Origin of the sequence: Methylobacterium brachiatum, from assembly GCF_900113845.1 — a bacterium.
Taxonomy (GTDB): domain Bacteria; phylum Pseudomonadota; class Alphaproteobacteria; order Rhizobiales; family Beijerinckiaceae; genus Methylobacterium; species Methylobacterium brachiatum.
In genome coordinates this window covers 151,707-169,875 of record NZ_FOQW01000011.1, presented here as the reverse complement: position 1 = coordinate 169,875, position 18,169 = coordinate 151,707, and the positions used below count along the sequence as shown (strand labels likewise).

Annotated in this window: 17 protein-coding genes; 9 read left to right on the top strand and 8 right to left on the bottom strand. The window is 69.8% G+C overall.

The annotated features are described in order from the left end of the window. The first annotated feature begins 211 nt into the window (after positions 1–211). From BMZ47_RS16290 to BMZ47_RS16280, 3 genes are all read left to right on the top strand, one after another. Complete coding sequence (locus tag BMZ47_RS16290; protein WP_091863425.1) at positions 212–727, top strand: hypothetical protein; 516 nt, start codon at positions 212–214, stop codon at positions 725–727. A 129-nt stretch (positions 728–856) separates the two neighbouring features. Further along, positions 857–2,161: an MFS transporter gene (locus BMZ47_RS16285; protein ID WP_007563181.1), complete on the top strand. Its 1,305-nt coding sequence runs from the start codon at positions 857–859 to the stop codon at positions 2,159–2,161. A gap of 2 nt (positions 2,162–2,163) precedes the next feature. After that, complete coding sequence (locus tag BMZ47_RS16280; protein WP_091863424.1) at positions 2,164–3,033, top strand: amidohydrolase family protein; 870 nt, start codon at positions 2,164–2,166, stop codon at positions 3,031–3,033. A gap of 6 nt (positions 3,034–3,039) precedes the next feature. Here BMZ47_RS16280 and BMZ47_RS16275 read toward each other — a convergent pair whose 3' ends face one another. Next, positions 3,040–3,237, bottom strand: a complete 198-nt coding sequence (locus BMZ47_RS16275) for a hypothetical protein (RefSeq protein WP_091863423.1) — start codon at positions 3,235–3,237, stop codon at positions 3,040–3,042. 211 nt (positions 3,238–3,448) lie between these two features. Further along, positions 3,449–4,009: a cupin domain-containing protein gene (locus tag BMZ47_RS16270; RefSeq protein ID WP_007563185.1), complete on the bottom strand. Its 561-nt coding sequence runs from the start codon at positions 4,007–4,009 to the stop codon at positions 3,449–3,451. 151 nt (positions 4,010–4,160) lie between these two features. Between BMZ47_RS16270 and aptA the strand changes: the two genes are divergently transcribed. Both aptA and BMZ47_RS16255 read left to right on the top strand, forming a co-directional pair. Next, positions 4,161–5,495, top strand: coding sequence for an omega-aminotransferase AptA (aptA, locus tag BMZ47_RS16265; protein ID WP_091863422.1), 1,335 nt, complete (start codon positions 4,161–4,163; stop codon positions 5,493–5,495). 484 nt (positions 5,496–5,979) lie between these two features. After that, the gene (locus BMZ47_RS16255; protein ID WP_091863420.1) at positions 5,980–7,041 is read left to right on the top strand and encodes an SDR family oxidoreductase; all 1,062 of its coding nucleotides are present in this window, start codon (positions 5,980–5,982) and stop codon (positions 7,039–7,041) included. Between the two features lie 456 nt (positions 7,042–7,497). Here BMZ47_RS16255 and BMZ47_RS16250 read toward each other — a convergent pair whose 3' ends face one another. Then, positions 7,498–8,799, bottom strand: a complete 1,302-nt coding sequence (locus BMZ47_RS16250) for an ArgE/DapE family deacylase (RefSeq protein WP_091863419.1) — start codon at positions 8,797–8,799, stop codon at positions 7,498–7,500. Positions 8,800–9,079: 280 nt separating this feature from the next. Here BMZ47_RS16250 and BMZ47_RS16245 point away from each other — a divergent pair, with 280 nt between their 5' ends. The 3 genes from BMZ47_RS16245 to BMZ47_RS16235 all read left to right on the top strand — a co-directional run bounded on the left by BMZ47_RS16245 (position 9,080) and on the right by BMZ47_RS16235 (position 11,057). After that, positions 9,080–9,721: a L,D-transpeptidase gene (locus BMZ47_RS16245; protein WP_091863418.1), complete on the top strand. Its 642-nt coding sequence runs from the start codon at positions 9,080–9,082 to the stop codon at positions 9,719–9,721. Positions 9,722–10,005: 284 nt separating this feature from the next. Continuing rightward, a complete protein-coding gene (locus BMZ47_RS16240) occupies positions 10,006–10,491 on the top strand; it encodes an SRPBCC family protein (RefSeq protein ID WP_007563192.1) in 486 nt (161 codons plus the stop codon). Between the two features lie 218 nt (positions 10,492–10,709). Continuing rightward, positions 10,710–11,057 (top strand): hypothetical protein, encoded by a 348-nt coding sequence (locus BMZ47_RS16235; RefSeq protein WP_091863417.1) that lies wholly within the window; start codon positions 10,710–10,712, stop codon positions 11,055–11,057. 207 nt (positions 11,058–11,264) lie between these two features. Here BMZ47_RS16235 and fdhE read toward each other — a convergent pair whose 3' ends face one another. The 5 genes from fdhE to BMZ47_RS16205 form a co-directional block, all read right to left on the bottom strand. Beyond that, positions 11,265–12,254, bottom strand: coding sequence for a formate dehydrogenase accessory protein FdhE (gene fdhE / locus BMZ47_RS16230; RefSeq protein ID WP_091863416.1), 990 nt, complete (start codon positions 12,252–12,254; stop codon positions 11,265–11,267). A 3-nt stretch (positions 12,255–12,257) separates the two neighbouring features. Further along, complete coding sequence (locus BMZ47_RS16225) at positions 12,258–12,980, bottom strand: formate dehydrogenase subunit gamma (protein WP_091863415.1); 723 nt, start codon at positions 12,978–12,980, stop codon at positions 12,258–12,260. Between the two features lie 259 nt (positions 12,981–13,239). After that, positions 13,240–14,178, bottom strand: coding sequence for a formate dehydrogenase subunit beta (fdxH, locus tag BMZ47_RS16220; RefSeq protein WP_091863414.1), 939 nt, complete (start codon positions 14,176–14,178; stop codon positions 13,240–13,242). A 14-nt stretch (positions 14,179–14,192) separates the two neighbouring features. After that, complete coding sequence (gene fdnG, locus BMZ47_RS16215; protein ID WP_081496973.1) at positions 14,193–17,273, bottom strand: formate dehydrogenase-N subunit alpha; 3,081 nt, start codon at positions 17,271–17,273, stop codon at positions 14,193–14,195. Between the two features lie 162 nt (positions 17,274–17,435). Next, a complete protein-coding gene (locus BMZ47_RS16205; RefSeq protein ID WP_007563207.1) occupies positions 17,436–17,774 on the bottom strand; it encodes a hypothetical protein in 339 nt (112 codons plus the stop codon). A 145-nt stretch (positions 17,775–17,919) separates the two neighbouring features. On the opposite strand from BMZ47_RS16205, the gene BMZ47_RS16200 reads away from it, so the two are divergent. Next, positions 17,920–18,105, top strand: coding sequence for a hypothetical protein (locus tag BMZ47_RS16200; protein ID WP_007563209.1), 186 nt, complete (start codon positions 17,920–17,922; stop codon positions 18,103–18,105). Positions 18,106–18,169 lie beyond the last annotated feature (64 nt).

Sequence of the window (18,169 nt, the reverse complement as noted above, 5' to 3'; positions counted from 1 at the left end):
GTGGGCCCGAAGGCGGGGGCGAGGGCAGGCGCAGCGCCTTTCGCCTGGGAAAACGGCGATTTTCGTGTCCGGGACCGGAGCTTCGCGGCTCAGGATGGCGCCGGGCTTGCGCCTCCGCCAGCGGCCGCGCGCCGCGGGCGGCACCTGAACTGTTTTCAATACTCAGGCGTTTCTGGCTCACGAGGGCGGTTAGAATCGACGGAGATACAAGATGAAGGGTGCAGTGCTCGGCTCGGCCATGCTGGCGGCGGGTGCCCTGGTCGTGATGCCGGCCGCCGCCGATGCGCGCGGCTTCGGCGGCGGCGGATTCCATGGCGGCGGGTTCCACGGTGGTGGATTCGGCGGCGGCTTCCGGGGTGCCGGGTTCGGCGGCTTCCGGGGCGGCGGCTTCGGCGGGTTCCGCGGCGGCTATGGCGGGTTCCGCGGCGCCGGCTTCCACGGCGGCTACGGCCGGGGCTTCTACGGCCGCGGCTACGGCTATCGCGGCGGCTACGGCTACGGCCTCGGCGGCCTGGGTCTCGGCGTCGGCCTGGGTCTGGCGGCCGGCGGCCTTTACGGCGGCTACGGTGGTTACGGCTATCCGGGTTATGGCTACGGCTACGGCGGCGGCTACGCCCCGGTCGGCTATGCCGGCGATTACGGCTACGGCGGCGGTTGCTACACGGTCCCGCGGGTGCGCTGGACCCCTTACGGCTACCGCCGGGTCCTGGTCGAGCGCTGCTACTGAGCGGCGCCTGAACCGGAACCCATTGGGAAAGGCCGCCTCCGGGCGGCCTTTTCCTTGCGTGGCGCCTCCCCACGGTTGCACAGCTCGGCTATTGGCGCCGATACTGGTACCCGGTGGTGGGAGAGTGTGATGCGTACGGAATCCGGGCCGGGGAATACGGGCGTGGAGGCGGTGGAGATCCGCGACGCCAGCCTCATGGCCTTCTACCGCTCCATGACCTCGACGGAGCGGCACACCTTCTGGGCATGCGCCGCCGGCTGGTGCCTCGACGGCATGGACTTCATGATCTACCCGCTGGTGATCGGGACGATCATGGCCCTCTGGCACGTCGATTCCGGCACGGCCGGGCTCGCCGCCACCGTGACGCTGCTCGCCTCGGCGCTGGGCGGCTGGCTCGCGGGCTTCATCGCCGACCGGATCGGCCGGGTGCTCACCCTCCAGATCACCATCCTGTGGTTCTCGGTGTTCTCGCTGCTCTGCGCCTTCGTGCAGAATTTCGAGCAGCTGCTCATCGCCCGGGCGATCCTGGGACTCGGCTTCGGCGGCGAGTGGGCGGCCGGCGCCGTGCTGATCGGCGAGACCATCCGGGCCGAGTATCGCGGCCGCGCCGTCGGCTCGGTCCAGTCCGGCTGGGCGATCGGCTGGGGCATGGCGGTGCTGGCCCAGGCAGTGACCTTCTCGCTGCTGCCCCCCGAGATCGCCTGGCGCTGGATGTTCGCGATCGGCGCGCTGCCGGCCCTGCTGATCTTCTACCTGCGCCGCTACGTCCAGGAGCCGCAGGTCGCCGCCGAGACCCGGGCCCGGGCCATCGCCACCGGCGACCGGCCGAAGATCTGGGAGATCTTCTCGGGGCCGATCCTCAAGACCACCCTGCTCGCCTCGCTGGCGGCGGCGGGCTGCCAGGGCGGCTATTACGCGATCACCACCTGGGTGCCGCGCTTCCTCACCACCGAGCGGGGCCTGTCGGTGGTGTCCTCCACGGGCTATCTCGCGGCGCTGATCATCGGCTCGTTCGCCGGCTATCTCGTGGGCGCCTGGCTCGCCGACCGGCTCGGGCGCCGGCCGCTGTTCCTGATCTTCTCGCTCGGCGCCATCGCGGTGATCGTCGCCTACACGCAGATCCCGCTCTCCAACAGCGTGCTCTGGGTTCTGGGCTTCCCGCTCGGGTTCTTCGCCTCGGGCTACTTCTCCGGGATGGGCGCCTTCCTGACCGAGCTCTACCCGACCCGCCTGCGCGGCTCGGGGCAGGGCTTCTGCTACAATTTCGGCCGGGGCGTCGGCGCCCTGTTCCCGGCACTCGTGGGCTATCTCGCCGAGCGCGCCGGCCTCGCCTCGGCCATCGCGATCTTCGCGGCGATCGCCTACGGGATCTTCTTCCTGGCGGCCTTCGCGCTGCCCGAGACTCGCGGCCGGGTCCTGCACGCGGATACCTGACCATGCCCGAGATCCGAGACTGCCCCGCCCCGGATCCGCATCCGGGCGGGCCGACCCGCTACCGGGTGCCCGCCGGCGCGGTCGACACCCACGCCCACGTGATCGGCCTGCCGCCGGCCTATCCGCTGGTGGCCGACCGCAGCTACACGCCCCCGGCCGCCCCGGCGGACCGGTATCTGGCGATGCTCGACGCCACCGGCATGGCCAATGGCGTGCTGGTCCAGGTCAGCGTCCACGGCACCGACAACCGCCTGATGGTGGAGACGCTCCGGGCCAACCGGCAGCGCCTGCGCGGCATCGCGGTGATCCCGCTGGGCCTGCCCGACGCGGAGCTCGCCGCCCTGAAGGAGGCCGGGGTGGTGGGCCTGCGCCTGAACGTGCTGTTCGGCGGCGGGGTCGGCCTCGACGCGGTCGAGGCCTACGGGGCGCTCGCCCGGGAGATGGGCTGGCACCTGCAGTTCCTGCTCGACGCCCGCGACCTGCCGCCCATCGCCACGCGCCTGGCGCGGCTGCCGGTGCCCCTGGTGTTCGACCATATGGGCCACATGCCGGCCTCGGCGGGGGTGGAGCATCCGGGCTTCCAGACCCTGCTCGGCCTCGTGCGCGACGGCAACTGGGTCAAGCTCTCGGGCGCCTTCCGGGATTCGGTCGCCGGCCCGCCCTACGCGGACACGATCCCGTTCGCCCGCACCCTCAACGACGCCGCCCCCGAGCGCTGCCTCTGGGGCTCGGACTGGCCGCACGTGGCCGCCTGGGACGGGCCGCCACGCCTGGCCGACCTGCTCGACCTGATGGCCGAGTGGGTGCCGGACGCGGAGCGCCGCCGCCGGCTCTTCGTGGACAACCCGCGCCGCCTCTACGGTTTCGACTAGGGGATGTCAGACCCGCAGGTCGACGCGCTGGCCCTGTCCGGGAGGCGCCGGCGGGCCGGAGGCGGCGGCGCCCTGGGCGGTCTCCGCCACGAGCCCGGCCACGGCCTTCTCAGCGTTGATCTGCTGGCGCGCGACCGCGGTGCCGATCGCCTGGTTCTGGGACGAGGCCAGCATCCGGCTGGCGGTGGCGGCGAGAGCGCTCATGCACCCCTCCTACGCGCCGCCCGTGAATCCGGCGTTAGCCGGATCCGCCGCTTTTGAGCGAATGCGGGCACGGACCGGGTTCCCAAAGGGCTCAGCCCTTTGGCGGGGTTCAGGGGCAAAGCCTCTGAAGGAAGAGAGCAGGGCCCCGCCCTGCACCCGCAAAAGGTCGACGACCTTTTGAAACCAGGACTTCCAGCCGTTTCGTGCAGCGCTAAAAACTCGGTGGCGTGCAGGCGCTGACCAGCTCGCACGGGTTGGGGCCGACGCAGCGGAAGCGGTGCGGGCGGCGGCTGTCGAAGCTGTAGGCGTCGCCGGGGCCGAGGATGCGCCGCTCCTCGCCGACCGTGACCTCCAGGCGCCCGGAGAGCACGATGCCGCCCTCCTCGCCCTCGTGGGAGAGCGGCACCCGGCCGGTATCGGCCCCGGGCTCGTAGCGCTCCTTGAGGATCTGCAGCTTGCGCCCGAACAGGCTGTCGCCCACCTGCCGGAACGAGATCGCCCCCTTGGCCGCCTTGCGGCCGATTTCGGTGAGCTCGTCGGCCGCGAAGAACGCCTTGCGCTCCGGCTCCGGTTCGAGCGCGAAGAACTCGGCCATGCCGATCGGCACGCCGTCGAGGATCCGCTTCAGGGCGCCCACCGAGGGGTTCACCCGGTTCGCCTCGATCAGCGAGATCGCCGAGTTCGTCACCCCGGCCCGCTTGGCCAGCGCCCGCTGCGACAGGCCGTGGCGGGCCCGCACGAAGCGCAGGCGCGCGCCGACATCGATGCTCATTCGCCCGGGCCCCGTTTCAGGTGTTGAGAATCCCGCAACGGTGGCGCCCGCGGCCCCGATTCTGCAAGGGCTTGGCGGCGATCAGAAAAGGACTTGTTGCCCGATCCGCCAGGGTGTCCCCTGCAGAAACCTTCGCCCCGGAGCGCCGCCCATGACCGACCATCCCCTGCGCAACACGCCGTCGCTCGACGCCTTCTGGATGCCGTTCACGGCCAACCGCCAGTTCAAGGCGGCGCCGCGGATGCTCGTGGCCGCCGAGGGCATGCATTACACGGCCGATGACGGCCGCACGGTCCTGGACGGCACCGCCGGGCTCTGGTGCGTCAATGCCGGCCACGGGCGCCGGGGGATCGCGGCGGCGGTGGAGCGCCAGCTCGCGACGCTCGACTTCGCCCCGACCTTCCAGATGGGCCACCCGATCGCCTTCGAGTTCGCCGAGCGCCTCGCCGAGATCGCCCCGGGCGGGCCGGACCAGCGCCTCGACCGGGTGTTCTTCACCAATTCAGGCTCGGAATCGGTCGACACCGCGCTCAAGATCGCGCTCGCCTACCAGCGGGCGATCGGGCAGGGGACCCGGACCCGGCTGATCGGCCGGGAGCGCGGCTATCACGGGGTCGGCTTCGGCGGATTGTCGGTGGGCGGCATCGTCTCGAACCGCCGGGTCTTCCCGCAGCTCAACGGCACCGACCACCTGCGCCACACCCACGACCCGGCCCGCAACGCCTTCGTGAAGGGCCAGCCCGAACACGGGGCGGAGCTGGCCGACGACCTGGAGCGGCTGGTGGCGCTCCACGGCGCCGAGACCATCGCGGCCTGCATCGTCGAGCCGGTGGCCGGCTCAACCGGCGTGCTGATCCCGCCGAAGGGCTATCTCGAGCGCCTGCGCGCGCTCTGCACGAAGCACGGCATCCTGCTGATCTTCGACGAGGTGATCTCCGGCTTCGGCCGCCTCGGCGCGCCCTTCGCCACCGATTATTTCGGCGTGGTGCCGGACCTCGTCACCAGCGCCAAGGGCCTGACCAACGGCACGGTGCCGATGGGCGCGGTGTTCGCCAGCCGCCCGGTGCACGACGCGCTGATGAACGGCCCGGACGGGATCGAGCTGTTCCACGGCTACACCTATTCCGGCCACCCGGTGGCCTGCGCGGCCGGGCTGGCCACGCTCGACATCTACCGGGAGGAGGGGCTGCTCACCCGCGCCGCCGACCTCGCGGACGATTGGGCGGCGGCGATGCACGACCTGCGCGGGCGCAAGAACGTCATCGACATCCGCACCATCGGGCTGATCGCCGGCATCGAGCTGGCGCCCCGGCCCGACGCCCCCGGCAAGCGCGCCTACGAGCTGTTCGTCGATTGCTTCCAGCGCGGCCTGCTCACCCGCGTCACCGGCGACATCATCGCCCTGTCGCCGCCGCTGATCCTCGAGCGCGGCCAGATCGGCGAGATCGTCGAGGTGCTGGGCGCGGCGATCGACCGGGTGGCGTGAGGGGCGGGGGTTGGCGGCCGCTGGATCGCGATCGAGCCTGCCGTACCGGCCCCTGACGTTCTGGCATCGGCCTACGGGCCGCGATCCCCTCGCCCCGCGTGCGGGGAGAGGGCTCCGGCGACCCCGTCGTCGCCGGAGCGAGGCGGCAGCCGAGGGTGAGGGGGCGGCTCCGGATGAGGCACGTCCTGACCCGCCCCCTCACCGCCGCTTCGGCTTCGCCTCCGCTTCCCGCACGGACGACGGGGTCCGTGCGGGCTTCTCCCCGCGCGGGGAGAGGGGGAACCCGCGCAGCGCCCGGAAAGTCGTGAGCACCGTCTCCCGCAGAGGGATGACACCGGGTGTGCCGAGTCGCTGACCTCCACCCATCGACACCCCGCCAATACCCGCGACGCGGGGGAGGGCGGCGCCGGTTGGCCTTGAAGCCTGTGGGTGACGGCCGCATCTGCCGCTCAACCTGGATGTGAGCCAGGTCGAGAGGATATGCATGTCGAACACCGCCCTGATCGTCGGCGCCAGCGGGATCGTCGGGAGCGCCACCGCGGCGCGGCTCACCGAGGAGGGCTGGCGCGTCGCGGGCCTCGCCCGCAAGCCGGTGGCGATGGCGGGGGTCGAGCCCGTCGTGGCCGACCTGCAGGATCCGGCCTCCCTGGAGACGGCCCTGGCCGGCCTCGCCCCGAGCCACGTCTTCCTGGCGACCTGGCAGCGGCGCCCGACCGAGGCCGAGATGATCCGGGTCAACCGGGCGATGATCGAGAACCTGCTCGACGCCCTGCGGCCGCAGAAGAGCGTCCGCCACGTCGCCCTGGTGACCGGGCTGAAGCACTATCTCGGCCCGTTCGAAGCCTACGGGAAGGGCACCCTGCCGCAGACGCCGTTCCGCGAGGACCAGGGCCGGCTCGACATCGAGAATTTCTACTACGCCCAGGAGGACGCGGTCTTCGACGCCAGCGCCCGCGACGGCTTCGCCTGGAGCGTGCACCGGCCGCACACGATCATCGGCAAGGCGGTGGGCAACGCCATGAACATGGGCACGACGCTGGCCTGCTACGCCACCCTGTGCCGCGCGCTCAACCGGCCTTTCACCTTCCCGGGCTCGGCCGCCCAGTGGAACGGGCTGACCGACATGACCGATGCCAGGCTGCTCGCCCGCCATCTGCTCTGGGCCTCCACCGAGCCGAAGGCCGCCAACGAGGCGTTCAACGTCGTCAACGGCGACGTCTTCCGCTGGAGCTGGATGTGGGGCCGGATCGCCGACTGGTTCGGGATCGAGGCGGTGCCGTTCGACGGCACGGTGCGGCCGCTGGAGGAGCGGATGGCCCAGGACGGGTCGGCCTGGGCCGAGATCGCCAAGCAGCACGGCCTGGCCGAGCCGGACCTCGCGAAGCTCGCCTCGCCCTGGCACACCGACGCCGATCTCGGCCGGCCGATCGAGGTCGTCACCGACATGAGCAAGAGCCGCCGGCTGGGTTTTTCCGCGTATCAGCCCACCGACGACGCCTTCTACGACCTGTTCACCCAGCTCCGGGCGGACCGGCTGATTCCCTAAGGGGGGCACGGATCGCCGGATGAGGGACAGGTCTCCTTCCGCGCGGGCTACGATGGTCTCGTATCACCGTGTGCGGGCCGCGACGCGGCCCCTCTCCCGCGCGGGCTACGATGTTCACACATCGCTGCCGGACGCGAACCAAGGCCAACCCCAAGCGCGCCTCCCTCCCCCCTCTGCGGGGGAGGGTGGGCCGGCCGTCAGGCCGGGTCGGGAGAGGGGAGCCCGGGTTCAGAACAAGGTGTGATCGGCATGACGGGCCCAAGCCTTGTTCTGCCACGTCGCTCCCCTCTCCCGACCCCCTTCGGGGGCCACCCTCCCCCGCAGAGGGGGGAGGGAAGGCGCGTGTCAGCCTCGGAGAGACGTCCCCTGCTGCCGAGAACCGACCGGACCGAGTTCCGTGAATCCGCTAGCCCGCACGGAAGAGGGGACCTGCGCTCCATCCGAAGGACCAAACCCTCAGCCCGGTCGCCGCTCCGTCCCGCACCATTCGGCCACGAACAGCGCCATCGCGGTGGTGCAGCGCTTCACCGAGGCAAGGCTGACGCGCTCGTCGAAGCCGTGGACGTTCTGGGCGATTGGCCCGTAGCACAGGGCCGGAACCCGGTCGTAGAGGGCGTGGACCCGGGTATCGAGGTAGCTCGGCGACATGAAGCTCTGCAGCTTGGTGCCCATCGCCCGCTCGTGGGCGCGGCCGAGCACCGCCTCGGCCTCAGAGCCCTCCTCCAGCACGTAACCCTCGGCGAAGAACCCGTTGAAGGCCACGCGCGGCGGGCTGTTGCCGAGGAACGGGTCGGTGCGGGCGAAACCGGACACGGCGGCCTCGATCTCGGCGGCGGCCTTCGCGGCCGAGACGCCCGGATAGAGCGCGACCCGGCAATCGATCCGGCACCAGGCCGGTACCGAGGAGGCCCAGTCGCCGCCCTCGATCTTGCCGATATTCAGGTTGATCGGGTGGTCCTCCGCCGCGAAGTGGCGGTGCGCGGACTTCTCGGCGTTCCAGCGCGCCTCGAGCTCCCGCAGGGCGCCGATCACCCGGTAGGTCGCGTCGATGGCGTTGGCGCCGGCGCCCATCTCGCGGACATGGACCGGCACGCCCCGGACCTCGACCGTGAACCACAGCACGCCGGTATTGGCGCGCACGAGCTTCTCGTCCTCGGGCTCCGGGATCAGCACGGCGTCGGCCCGATAGCCGCGCAGATGGGTGGCGAGGGCGCCGTTGCCCGTGGATTCCTCCTCGACCACCGACTGGATCGTCACCGCGGCGGCGGGCTGGAGGCCGAGACGGGCGAGCGCATCGAGGGCGAACAGGTTGGCGGCGTGCCCCGCCTTCATGTCGCCGCCGCCGCGGCCGTAGAGCCAGTCGCCCTCGATCACCGGGTCGAAGGGCGGATGGGTCCACAGGTCGAGAGGCCCTTCCGGCACCACGTCGACATGGGCCTGCAGGATCAGCGAGCGCCCGGTCTCGGTCTGCGGACGGTGGTGGCAGACCACGATCGGGGCATCCGAATGCCGGTCGTCGATCTTCGAGCCGCCCGGATGGGCCGCGATGGCGGCCCGGTCCATGGCGAAGCGCTCGGTGGCGTAGCCCCGGGCCCGGAACGCCCCGAACACGTAATCCTGGCAGGCATGCTCGGCCCCGCGCAGGGAGGCGAACCGGATCAGCGCCTGCGTGTGCGCGACCTGGTCGGCGAAGCCCTCCGCCACGGAGGCTTCGATCTCGGCGGCGAGGGCGGGGTCGAGGGGGGATGGGAAGACCATGGGATCTCCGGGTTCGGGACGGGGAGGAGGCGCCCGGCCGCGGGCGCGTGTCAACGGCCGCATCTTCCGTGCCGAAGCGAACCTGCGCGGTCGTCGCGCGCGCAGCACCAGACCCGTGGGATACGCCACGGTCCGGGATCGCGCGCTGTCCTGGGTTGCCTCGCCGGGCGCGCTCTGCGCAGTCGAGCCCCGCGGCCGCCGGCCTGCGCCCAGGAACCTTGGCGTTGCCAATGGCTTAGCCTATCTGAAAGCTGTCTTCGCCCATCTATCGAGGTCGTACATGCGTATCGGTCTGGTCTCGGTCCTGTCGGGGCTCCTTCTCTGGACCGCCGCGCCGCCGGCGGCGCGGGCGGATGTGCTCATCAGCGTCGACAAATCCTCCCAGCGGATGGAGGTCTCGGTCGACGGGCAGCCGCGCTACACCTGGCCGGTCTCCACCGGGGTCGAGGCCTACGACACCCCGTCCGGCTCGTATCGGCCGTTCCGGATGGAGCGCACCCACTTCTCGAAGGAGTGGGACGACGCGCCCATGCCGTTCGCGATGTTCTTCACCACCCAGGGCCACGCGATCCACGGCACCAACCACGTCCGCAGCCTGGGCCGCGCGGCCTCGCATGGCTGCGTGCGCCTGTCGGTGCGCAACGCCGCGACCCTGTTCAATCTGGTGAAGGCGCAGGGCATGAACCGGACCCGCGTCCAGATCGAGGGCACGGATGCCGTGGTGGCCGAGCGTGCCGTGCGCAGCCGCCGGGTCGCCCGGAGCCGCGATCCCTACGCGCCGGACGACAGCCTGGCCGATCTCGACCAGATGGGCCGGCGCACGCTCCCGGCCACCTACGCCCGCACCGTCGTGCGCCCGGCCTACGTGCCGGTGCCGGGCTATGGGTATCCCGTCGAGGTCGATGTGGTGGATGGCTGGTAGGGTAGGGGCTCGGCGGGTCCTTCCCACCCACGCCCGCATCGCGACGCAGTGCCCTCGGAGGCGCTCTTTTGCGCGGCCGAGCGATCCTCGATCGCCCGGCGCCTCAGAATGAGGGGAGGGTTTGGGATACGCGCGGCCGCCCACCACACCGCGTCGTCTGGGCGCGGCCACCCACCCCCTCCATCCGGACCATTGCCGAGGCGGGCATCCCGGCCTAGCTCAAGCGCGGCCCTCAGAGGCTGCGCGGCGCCCGCCGCGATCGTCATGGATGGAGACTCCCCCCGATGCCCTTCGCTTTCAGCCGGCCCCTGCCTCTCGCCGCCCTGGCGCTGGCCGCTTCCACCGTGGCGGGTCATGCCCTGGAGGTGACGCGCTCGGCCGACATCGCCGCGCCGCCGGCCAAGGTCTGGCAGACGATCGGCGAGTTCTGCGGCATCGGCGACTGGCACCCGGCCATCGAGAAGTGCGTCCTGTCCGACAAGGACGGCATGAAGGTCCGCACGCTGAGCCTGAAGGGCGGCGGCACCCTCAAGGAGGAGCAGGTCTCCCGCGACGACAAGGTGATGAGCTACACCTACACGATCCTGGAAGGTCCGCTGCCCGTCGCCGACTACAAGTCGACGCTGGCCGTCGCCCCCGAGGGCACGGGCTCCAAGGTGACCTGGAGCGGCACCTTCAACGCCAAAGGCGCCCCCGACACCGTGGCGGTCGACGCCATCCAGGGGATCTACGAATCGGGCCTGAAGGCGCTGTCGGACAAAGCCAAGTAGCCGCGCTTACCCGCGCGCGCCGAGGGCTCGACGCGCCCCCTCTTCCGCACGGGAGAGGGGACCTGCACCCTCTGCGGGAAAATCAGGGCATCTCAGCCCCGGATCACACCGCGCGCGATGCGTGATCATCACAGCGCGCAGCCATGCCGCCGGGGCGATTGACCCACTGCCAAGCTCGGCTCAAAACCCCGGCGGCGCAGCCCGTGCGCCGCAACAGGATGATCGCCGTGCCCGCGTCCCGTCTCCCGATGCGTCTCAGTCTCGTCGTTCTCGCCGCCGCGACCTTGGGTGCCTGCCAGCAGCGCGCGGCCGCGCCCAAGGTCTCCGAGCCCTCGCCCGTCGTGCCGGCGCCGCTGGCCCTGCCGACGGGCAGCGGCTGCGGCCCGGAGATCGCGCGCACCAAGGCCATCGTCGACAGCGATGTGGCGACCGGCAACCTCAACAAGCCGGTGGGCGACCGCTTCAACGCCGACCTCAGCCAGGCCGCCGCGGAATGCGCCGCCGGCAAGTCCGGCGAGGCGCTTCACCTCCTGGCCGCCGCCAAGAGCCGCTACGGGTATCGCTAGAGCATCATCCCGAACGGTGGACGCCGGCTTTCGAAAACGATGACGCGAAGCGCAGTCTGAGCGCGGGACTTAGAGCACCTCACAAAACTCCCGGTTCCCGGGAGCTCTCCCTTCGCACGCGACGGTGCGGCGGGGTTTTTGTGAGAGGCTCTTAGCAGGGCTCCGTCCTGCACCCGCACAAGGTCCCGGACCTTGTGGATCCGGGACTCAAACAATGAACAGCAAGTTCAAGCCCGCCCGGCGAAACCCGTCCTCGGTGATCTTCAGGTCGAGGCCGTAGGACGCGATGTCGTCCGCCACCGGGTCGAGCGCCGGCGCCCGATGCTGGTGCAGGTGCTTGATGTAGCTGTGGCAGGTCGTGCAGGTCTCGACCTGGACGTCCTTCGACACCTCGTCGAGCCCGTAATAGCTGATGCCCTCGCCGGAGCCGCAGGCGGTGCAGCGGATCCGGACATGGTTCCACAGGGTGCAGCAGACCGAGCAGCTCAGGTACCGGGCCTTGTCGGCCGGGGTCCAGCTGACCACCACGCTCGCCACGGGCGCGCCGCCGCAGCACGGGCAGACGCCGTCGGCCACCGGCTTCAGGGCGGATGCGTCGAGCCGCGCCGCATCCTGCGCGAACCGGACCTGCAGGGCCGCCCCGACGAACACGCATTCGGCGATCCGCTCCACCGGCAGCGCGCCTTCGACGACCTGCACGGCCAGGTCGAGCCGGTCGGCCGGGGACGCCGCGAGCAGGCTCGCCCGCGCCGCCTGGGACGCCTCGGGCGACACCGACAGGTCGAGCTGTTCCAGGAGAGCAATGAGGCAGGCGTCGAAGCCGGCATCGGTCTCGAGCCGCTGGCGCGACAGGGGCGGCATGCCGTGCTCGGCGCGCAGGGCCATGTCGGCCGCCGCTGGGGCCTCGGCGGCCGGGAATGCCGCCTGGACCGAAGCCTGCGCCCGGGCGACCTCGGCCACGAACAGCAGGTAGGCCTCGAGCGGATGCCCCGGCGCCGCCGCGGTCAGGCGAGCGGCCCGGTCGGCGAACAGCGTTCCGGGATCGGGCAGCCGCACGAACGGGACCGAGCCCGAGATCCCGATCTTGTCGGGATCGGGCTTCAGCTCGCTGAAATCCCGCCGCCGGGGTTTTGGCTCAGTCGCGGCTTGCTTCGTCTCGGTCGGGACCGCGGGCTTGCGCCGGAAGAAATTGGCCACGCCTCAGGATCCGCGCTTGTCGACCGAGCCCCGGCGCACCTTGGCGCCGGCGATCTGCCGGAACCACTTGCGGTGATGCCGGTAGGCCCAGCCACCCGTCACCGTGCCGCGCACCATCGCCCGGCCGGTGCCGCGCACCCAGATGCCGGCATAGATGTGGACCACGATGATCGCGATGGCGATCACGGCGGCGAGCGAGTGGGCGAGCAGCGCCCAGCGCTGGGTCTCGATGGTGGTCAGCCCGCCGAAATAGGTGTTCCAGATCACCAGGCCGGTGACGAACATCACCCCGATCAGCGCGGTCTGGCCCCAGAACACGCCCTTCTGGCCGGCATTGTACTTGCCGAGCTCCGGCAGGCGGTCCTCCCGGTTGGTGACCACGTCGCCGATATGCTTGGTCCACTCGACATCGTCCTTGTTGGGGATGTTGAGCTTCCAGAAGCGCACGAACAGGAAGAAGAAGCTCACCGCCAGGGCGACGCCGAACCAGGGATGGATCGCCCGGGTCGCCTGCCCGCCGCCGAACAGGCCGGTCAGCGAGAACAGGTAGGGCGTGAACATCGCCAGCCCCGAGAGGGTCAGCAGGGTGAACAGGATCGCGGTGATCCAGTGGTTCACGCGCTGAACCCCGGTGTAGCGCGGGACGTACATCACCTCCGGCGCCTCGGACCTGGCGTGATGCAGCGGGCGGGAATCACCGTCCCGGATATCGTTCTGGCTCGTCATCGGCCTTCTCGCGCCTGACGTGGCGCCGGCCCTGCACCGCAGCGGCGGCGAGGGCTGGCTCTGAAATTTTAGATCGGGCGGCCCGTCGGATCTACGCGATCGCAGGACCGGCCGCGGGTCCCCTCTCCCGTGCAGGAGAGGGACAGGGTGAGGGGTGCGATCTTTCTGGAAGACCCGGGTTCCTCACCCCAACCTTCTCCCGCACGGGAGAGGGGGCGTGTCGCGTCTCTCGGGCCACCGTGCCAGCCCGAAAGACGTGTCAGTGCGGCCGTGCCTCGCCGCCGTCGGTTTCGCCGCGGCGCTTGGCCTCGTCGAACTCGACCGCCTCCTCCTCTTCCTCGGGCACGACCTCGTTCGGGCCGGCCGTCACGTAGTGGAAGAAGCCCGCCACCGCGGCAAAGCCCATCGCGGCGAGCCCGAACACCTTGGCGCCGCCCTTCCAGAAGGCGACCAGCGGCGAGATCTTCGGGTCGTTCGGCAGGCCGGCATAGAGGCTCGGCTGGTCGGCGTGGTGCAGCACGTACATGACGTGCGTGCCGCCGACGCCGGCCGGGTCGTAGAGGCCGGCATGCTGGAAGCCGCGCGACTTCAGGTCCTCAACGCGGGTCTCGGCCTGCTCGATCATCGCCTGCTTGGTGCCGAACATGATCGAGCCGGTCGGGCACGCCTTGGCGCAGGCCGGAGCTTGCCCCACCGCGACCCGGTCCGAGCACAGGGTGCACTTGTACGCCTTGTGGTCGGTCTGGCTGATGCGCGGGATGTTGAACGGGCACCCCTTCACGCAATAGCCGCAGCCGATGCAGTTCTCCTCGATGAAGTCGACGATGCCGTTGGAGTACTGCACGATCGCGCCCGGGGACGGGCACGCCTTGAGGCAGCCCGGCTCGGTGCAGTGCATGCAGCCGTCCTTGCGGATCAGCCATTCGAGGTTCTGGGTCTCCGGGTTCTCGTACTCGGTGAACCGCATGAGGGTCCACGACTTCGGCGTGAGGTCGTGGGGGTTGTCGTAGACACCGCGATTGATGCCGATGTCGTCGCGCAGGTCGTTCCACTCTTCGCAGGCCGACTGGCAGGCCTTGCAGCCGATGCACTTCGACACGTCGATGAGCTTGGCGACCTCCACCTGGCGGCGGATCTCCGGCGGCGTCTCCGTGGAGGCGGAGCGCTGGCGGATATCGAGGGAGCTGTAATCGGCCATGATCTCAGCTCCCCTCAGGCGACCGCGTCGGACGGCGGCGTGGTCGGCTCGATATTCACGAGCCAGGCCTTGAACTCCGGCGTCTCGGTATTCGCGTCACCCACCACGGGCGTCAGCGAGTTCGGGTGCCATCCTTTCTTCGTCAGGCCCATGAAGCCCCAGTGCTGCGGGATGCCGACGACGTGGACGGGCTTGCCGTCGCAGATCAGCGGCTTGATCCGCTTGGTCACCACCGCCTTGGCCTTCAGCGAGCCGCGCTTCGACCAGACGCGGACCCAGCCGCCCTTGGTAATGCCCTTCTCCTTGGCCAGCTCCTCCGAGATCTCCACGAAGGCCTCCGGCTGGAGGATCGCGTTGATCCGGGCGTGCTTGGTCCAGCCGTGGAAGTGCTCGGTCAGACGGTAGCTCGTCGCCGCGTAGGGGAACTCCTTCGCGTCGCCGAGATCGGCCAGGTCGTCCTTGAAGATGCGGGCCGCCGGGGCGCCCTTGATCTTCGGGAACGGGATGTTGGCCATCGGCGACTCGAACGGCTCGTAATGCGTCGGGAACGGCCCGTCGCGCATGAGCCCCCGGGTCCACAGGCGGGCGACGCCCTCCTGGTTCAGGATGAACGGCCCGACGCCCTTATCGGGAGCGACGGTGACGCCGTAATCCGGCACGTCGAAGCCGATCCACTGCTTGCCGTTCCACTCGATGAGCTTCTTCTTCTCCGACCAGGGCTTGCCCTCCGGGTCGCAGGACGCCCGGTTGTAGAGCACGCGCCGGTTGGCCGGCCAGGCGAAGGCCCAGTTCGGGGCGATGCCGCGGTCGCCGGGATCATTGTTGTCCCGGCGGGCCATGGTGTTGCCCTTCTCGGTGTAGCAGCCCGAGTAGATCCAGCACGCGCACGCCGTGGTGCCGTCGTCCTTGAGCTGGGCGAAGCCGTCGACCTGCTTGCCCGCCGGGATGATCGTCCCGTTGAGGTCGGGCGTCGGCGCCACCGTGTAGCCGTTGAGCTCGCGGGCGAGCTCGGTCGGCGTCGGCGACTCGGCGATGGCGTAGTCCCATTTCAGGTTGACGATCGGGTCCGGGAACGCGCCGCCATCCTTCTTGTAGGCCGCCTTCACGCGGAGGAAGATCTCCGACATGATCTCGATGTCCGAGCGGCACTCGCCCGGCGCTTCCTGCGCCTGCCAGTGCCATTGCAGCCAGCGGCTGGAATTCGACAGCGAGCCTTCCTCCTCCACGAACAGGGTGGTCGGCAGCTCGAACACCTCGGTCTGGATCTTGGTCGGATCGACGTCGTTGTACTCGCCGTGGTTCTCCCAGAACCGGGCGGTCTCCGTCTTGAGCGGATCCATCACCACGATGAACTTCATCTTGGAGAAGGCTTCCGTCATCTTGGCGCGATTCGGGAACGACAGCAGGGGGTTGAAGCCCTGGATGACGTAGCCGGTCATCTTGCCCTGCTTGGCGAGCTCGAACCCACGGATCACGTCGTAGGTCGGCACGTCGAGCTTGGGCAGGTAATCGTACGCCCAGTCGTTCTCCTTCGTCGCCTTGTCGCCCCACATCATCTTCTGGAACGAGACGAAGAACTTGTTGTAGTTCTGCCAGTAGCTGGTCTGGCCCGGGCGCAGCGGCTTGAACTGCCGCTTGGCGATGTAGCTCGCGTAGTCCGGCTCCTTCTCCACGGGCAGGTTGAGATAGCCCGGGATGAGGTTCGACATCAGGCCGAGATCGGTCAGCCCCTGGATGTTGGAGTGACCGCGCAGGGCCTGCATGCCGCCGCCGAGCATGCCGATATTGCCCAGCAGCGTCTGGACGATGCACATCGAGCGGATGTTCTGCGAGCCCTTGGAGTGGTGCGTCCAGCCGAGCGCGTAGAGGGAGGCCATCGTCCGCTCAGGGGAGGACGTGGTCGCCATCAACTCGCAGACCTTCAGGAAGGTCTCCTTCGGCGAGCCGCAGATCCGCTCCACCATCTCGGGCGTGTAGATGGCGATGTGCTTCTTCAGCAGCTGCATGACGCAGCGCGGATGCTGCATCGTCTCGTCGACCACGGCGTAGCCGTCGGGACCGATCTCGTAGTCCCAGGTGGTCTTGTCGTAGTCGCGCTTGTCGGCGTCGTAGCCGGCGAACAGCCCCTCGCTGAAATCGTAGCCCTCACGGACGACGTAGCCCGCGTTGGAATAGGCCGCGACGTAGCGGTGCTGCAGCTTGTCGTTGTCGATCAGGTACTTCGCGACGCCTGACAGGAACGCGATGTCGGTCCCCTGCCGGATCGGGCAGTACAGATCGGCCACCGACGCCGTGCGGGTGAAGCGCGGGTCGACGACGATGAGCTTGGCGTTGTTATGGGCCTTCGCCTCGACGACCCACTTGAATCCGCACGGATGCGCTTCGGCGGCATTGCCGCCCATCACGGTAATCACGTCCGCGTGCTTGATGTCCATCCAGAGGTTGGTCATCGCACCGCGTCCGAAGGAGGGCGCCAAACTGGCGACCGACGGACCGTGTCAAACCCTGGCCTGATTATCGAAGACCAGGGCCCCCATGCTTCGGACTGTCTTGTAGGTCAGCCAGGCCGTCTCGTTGGTGGTGGCCGAGGCGCCGAGGAAGCCCGTCGTGGTCCAGCGGTTGACCGTGAGCTCTTCGTTCTTGGCCAGGAAGTTCTTGTCCCGATCCTCCTTGAGGAGGGTCGCGATCCGGTCGAGCGCGAAGTCCCAGGAGACGCGCTTGAACTCGGAGGTGCCGGGCGCGCGGTAGAGCGGGTACTTCGTGCGGGTCTCGGAATGCACGAAGTCGAGCAGCGCCGAGCCCTTCGGGCAGAGCGTGCCGCGGTTGACCGGGTGATCGGGATCGCCCTCGATATGCATCACCGAGGAGCGCGCGTTCTTCGAGCGGTCCCCCAGGCTGTACAGGATGACGCCGCACGCCACCGAGCAGTACGGGCACGTGTTGCGCGTCTCGCGCATCTGCGCGAGCTTGAAGGGCCGCACCGCGGCCGCCATGGCCGGCTGAAGTCCGCCGAAGCCGAGTGCGCCGAGCGAGCCGCCCGCGAGGCCGGCGCCGGCCCCTTTGAGCAGGCCACGCCTAGAGACCTGGACCGTCATCTCCGCTCCTAAAGCGATCTGGTATAATTCCAGGGTGTCCCAAAAAAGCGTGCACGAGGCAAGTGCGATTGGGTGACACAGCGCGCGGCGCCGTCGTCTTTTGGCCGGCACGTTCGAATGCCGGCTATCATCCTGGGAAACCAGATCTTTTCGGGCAGCGGATTATTTGGCCGGCGCGGCCGGGTTGTGGCCGGATGGGCCGCCCGTGCGGTGGTCCAGCGGCGCCTGCGGCTCGGTCCCGGTGGAGTTGCCGGTATCGGCGCCGGGGACCGGTCGGTTGGCGTTCTCGCCGATCGACTTGCCGCCCGGATTCGGCGCGTCCTTGGCCGCCGACTGCTCCCGGGGCACCGGCGCCTGGCTCCAGCCGTCCTGGGCGCTGCGTGACTTGTCGCCCATCGCGTCAATCCCTTTGATCTCGCCGGGCTTGGTCTGCGCCAAGGCGGGGCTTGCCGCCGCGACCGCCAGGAACGCCGTCAGGGTCAGGGAAAGTGAGCGGGACAAGGGGCGGGTCCGATCTGTGTGAGAGGTCATGCCCGCCAACGTAGCCCCGGGGCGGCCAGTTCCGGTTCGCTGCGGCGGCCGCGTGACGGCTTCTTAACCAAGCCTTGCCACTCTCCAGACAGGGATGTGCGGAGGAGTCGGGATCATGACGAAGACGCACCCGGAGCGCCCGTCCGAGACGGCGGCCTCCACGAACGCGGGAGCGCTCGGCCCGAGCGTGCGGCGCCATCTCGGCCAGACCCTGCGCTCGGCCTATGCCGACACGCTGGCGGCCCCGATCAGCCAGCGCCTCGAAGCGCTGGTCCAGCAGCTCGCCAAGCCCAAGCCGTAAGGCGTCCCGCGACTCAGCCCAGCGGAGCCCTGGCGGATGAAATGTGCGCCAGCGCACGCCAGTT

What these genes read in the sequence shown, in the direction of transcription:
- BMZ47_RS16285 (WP_007563181.1), top strand. Translation starts at nt 857, where the DNA reads ATGCGTACGGAATCCGGGCCGGGGAATACGGGCGTGGAGGCGGTGGAG.
- fdxH (WP_091863414.1), bottom strand. Translation starts at nt 14,178, where the DNA reads ATGGCCGATTACAGCTCCCTCGATATCCGCCAGCGCTCCGCCTCCACG.
- BMZ47_RS16280 (WP_091863424.1), top strand. Translation starts at nt 2,164, where the DNA reads ATGCCCGAGATCCGAGACTGCCCCGCCCCGGATCCGCATCCGGGCGGG.
- BMZ47_RS16290 (WP_091863425.1), top strand. Translation starts at nt 212, where the DNA reads ATGAAGGGTGCAGTGCTCGGCTCGGCCATGCTGGCGGCGGGTGCCCTG.
- BMZ47_RS16225 (WP_091863415.1), bottom strand. Translation starts at nt 12,980, where the DNA reads ATGACGAGCCAGAACGATATCCGGGACGGTGATTCCCGCCCGCTGCAT.
- BMZ47_RS16245 (WP_091863418.1), top strand. Translation starts at nt 9,080, where the DNA reads ATGCGTATCGGTCTGGTCTCGGTCCTGTCGGGGCTCCTTCTCTGGACC.
- BMZ47_RS16240 (WP_007563192.1), top strand. Translation starts at nt 10,006, where the DNA reads ATGCCCTTCGCTTTCAGCCGGCCCCTGCCTCTCGCCGCCCTGGCGCTG.
- BMZ47_RS16270 (WP_007563185.1), bottom strand. Translation starts at nt 4,009, where the DNA reads ATGAGCATCGATGTCGGCGCGCGCCTGCGCTTCGTGCGGGCCCGCCAC.
- BMZ47_RS16255 (WP_091863420.1), top strand. Translation starts at nt 5,980, where the DNA reads ATGTCGAACACCGCCCTGATCGTCGGCGCCAGCGGGATCGTCGGGAGC.
- BMZ47_RS16250 (WP_091863419.1), bottom strand. Translation starts at nt 8,799, where the DNA reads ATGGTCTTCCCATCCCCCCTCGACCCCGCCCTCGCCGCCGAGATCGAA.
- BMZ47_RS16200 (WP_007563209.1), top strand. Translation starts at nt 17,920, where the DNA reads ATGACGAAGACGCACCCGGAGCGCCCGTCCGAGACGGCGGCCTCCACG.
- BMZ47_RS16275 (WP_091863423.1), bottom strand. Translation starts at nt 3,237, where the DNA reads ATGAGCGCTCTCGCCGCCACCGCCAGCCGGATGCTGGCCTCGTCCCAG.
- aptA (WP_091863422.1), top strand. Translation starts at nt 4,161, where the DNA reads ATGACCGACCATCCCCTGCGCAACACGCCGTCGCTCGACGCCTTCTGG.
- BMZ47_RS16235 (WP_091863417.1), top strand. Translation starts at nt 10,710, where the DNA reads ATGATCGCCGTGCCCGCGTCCCGTCTCCCGATGCGTCTCAGTCTCGTC.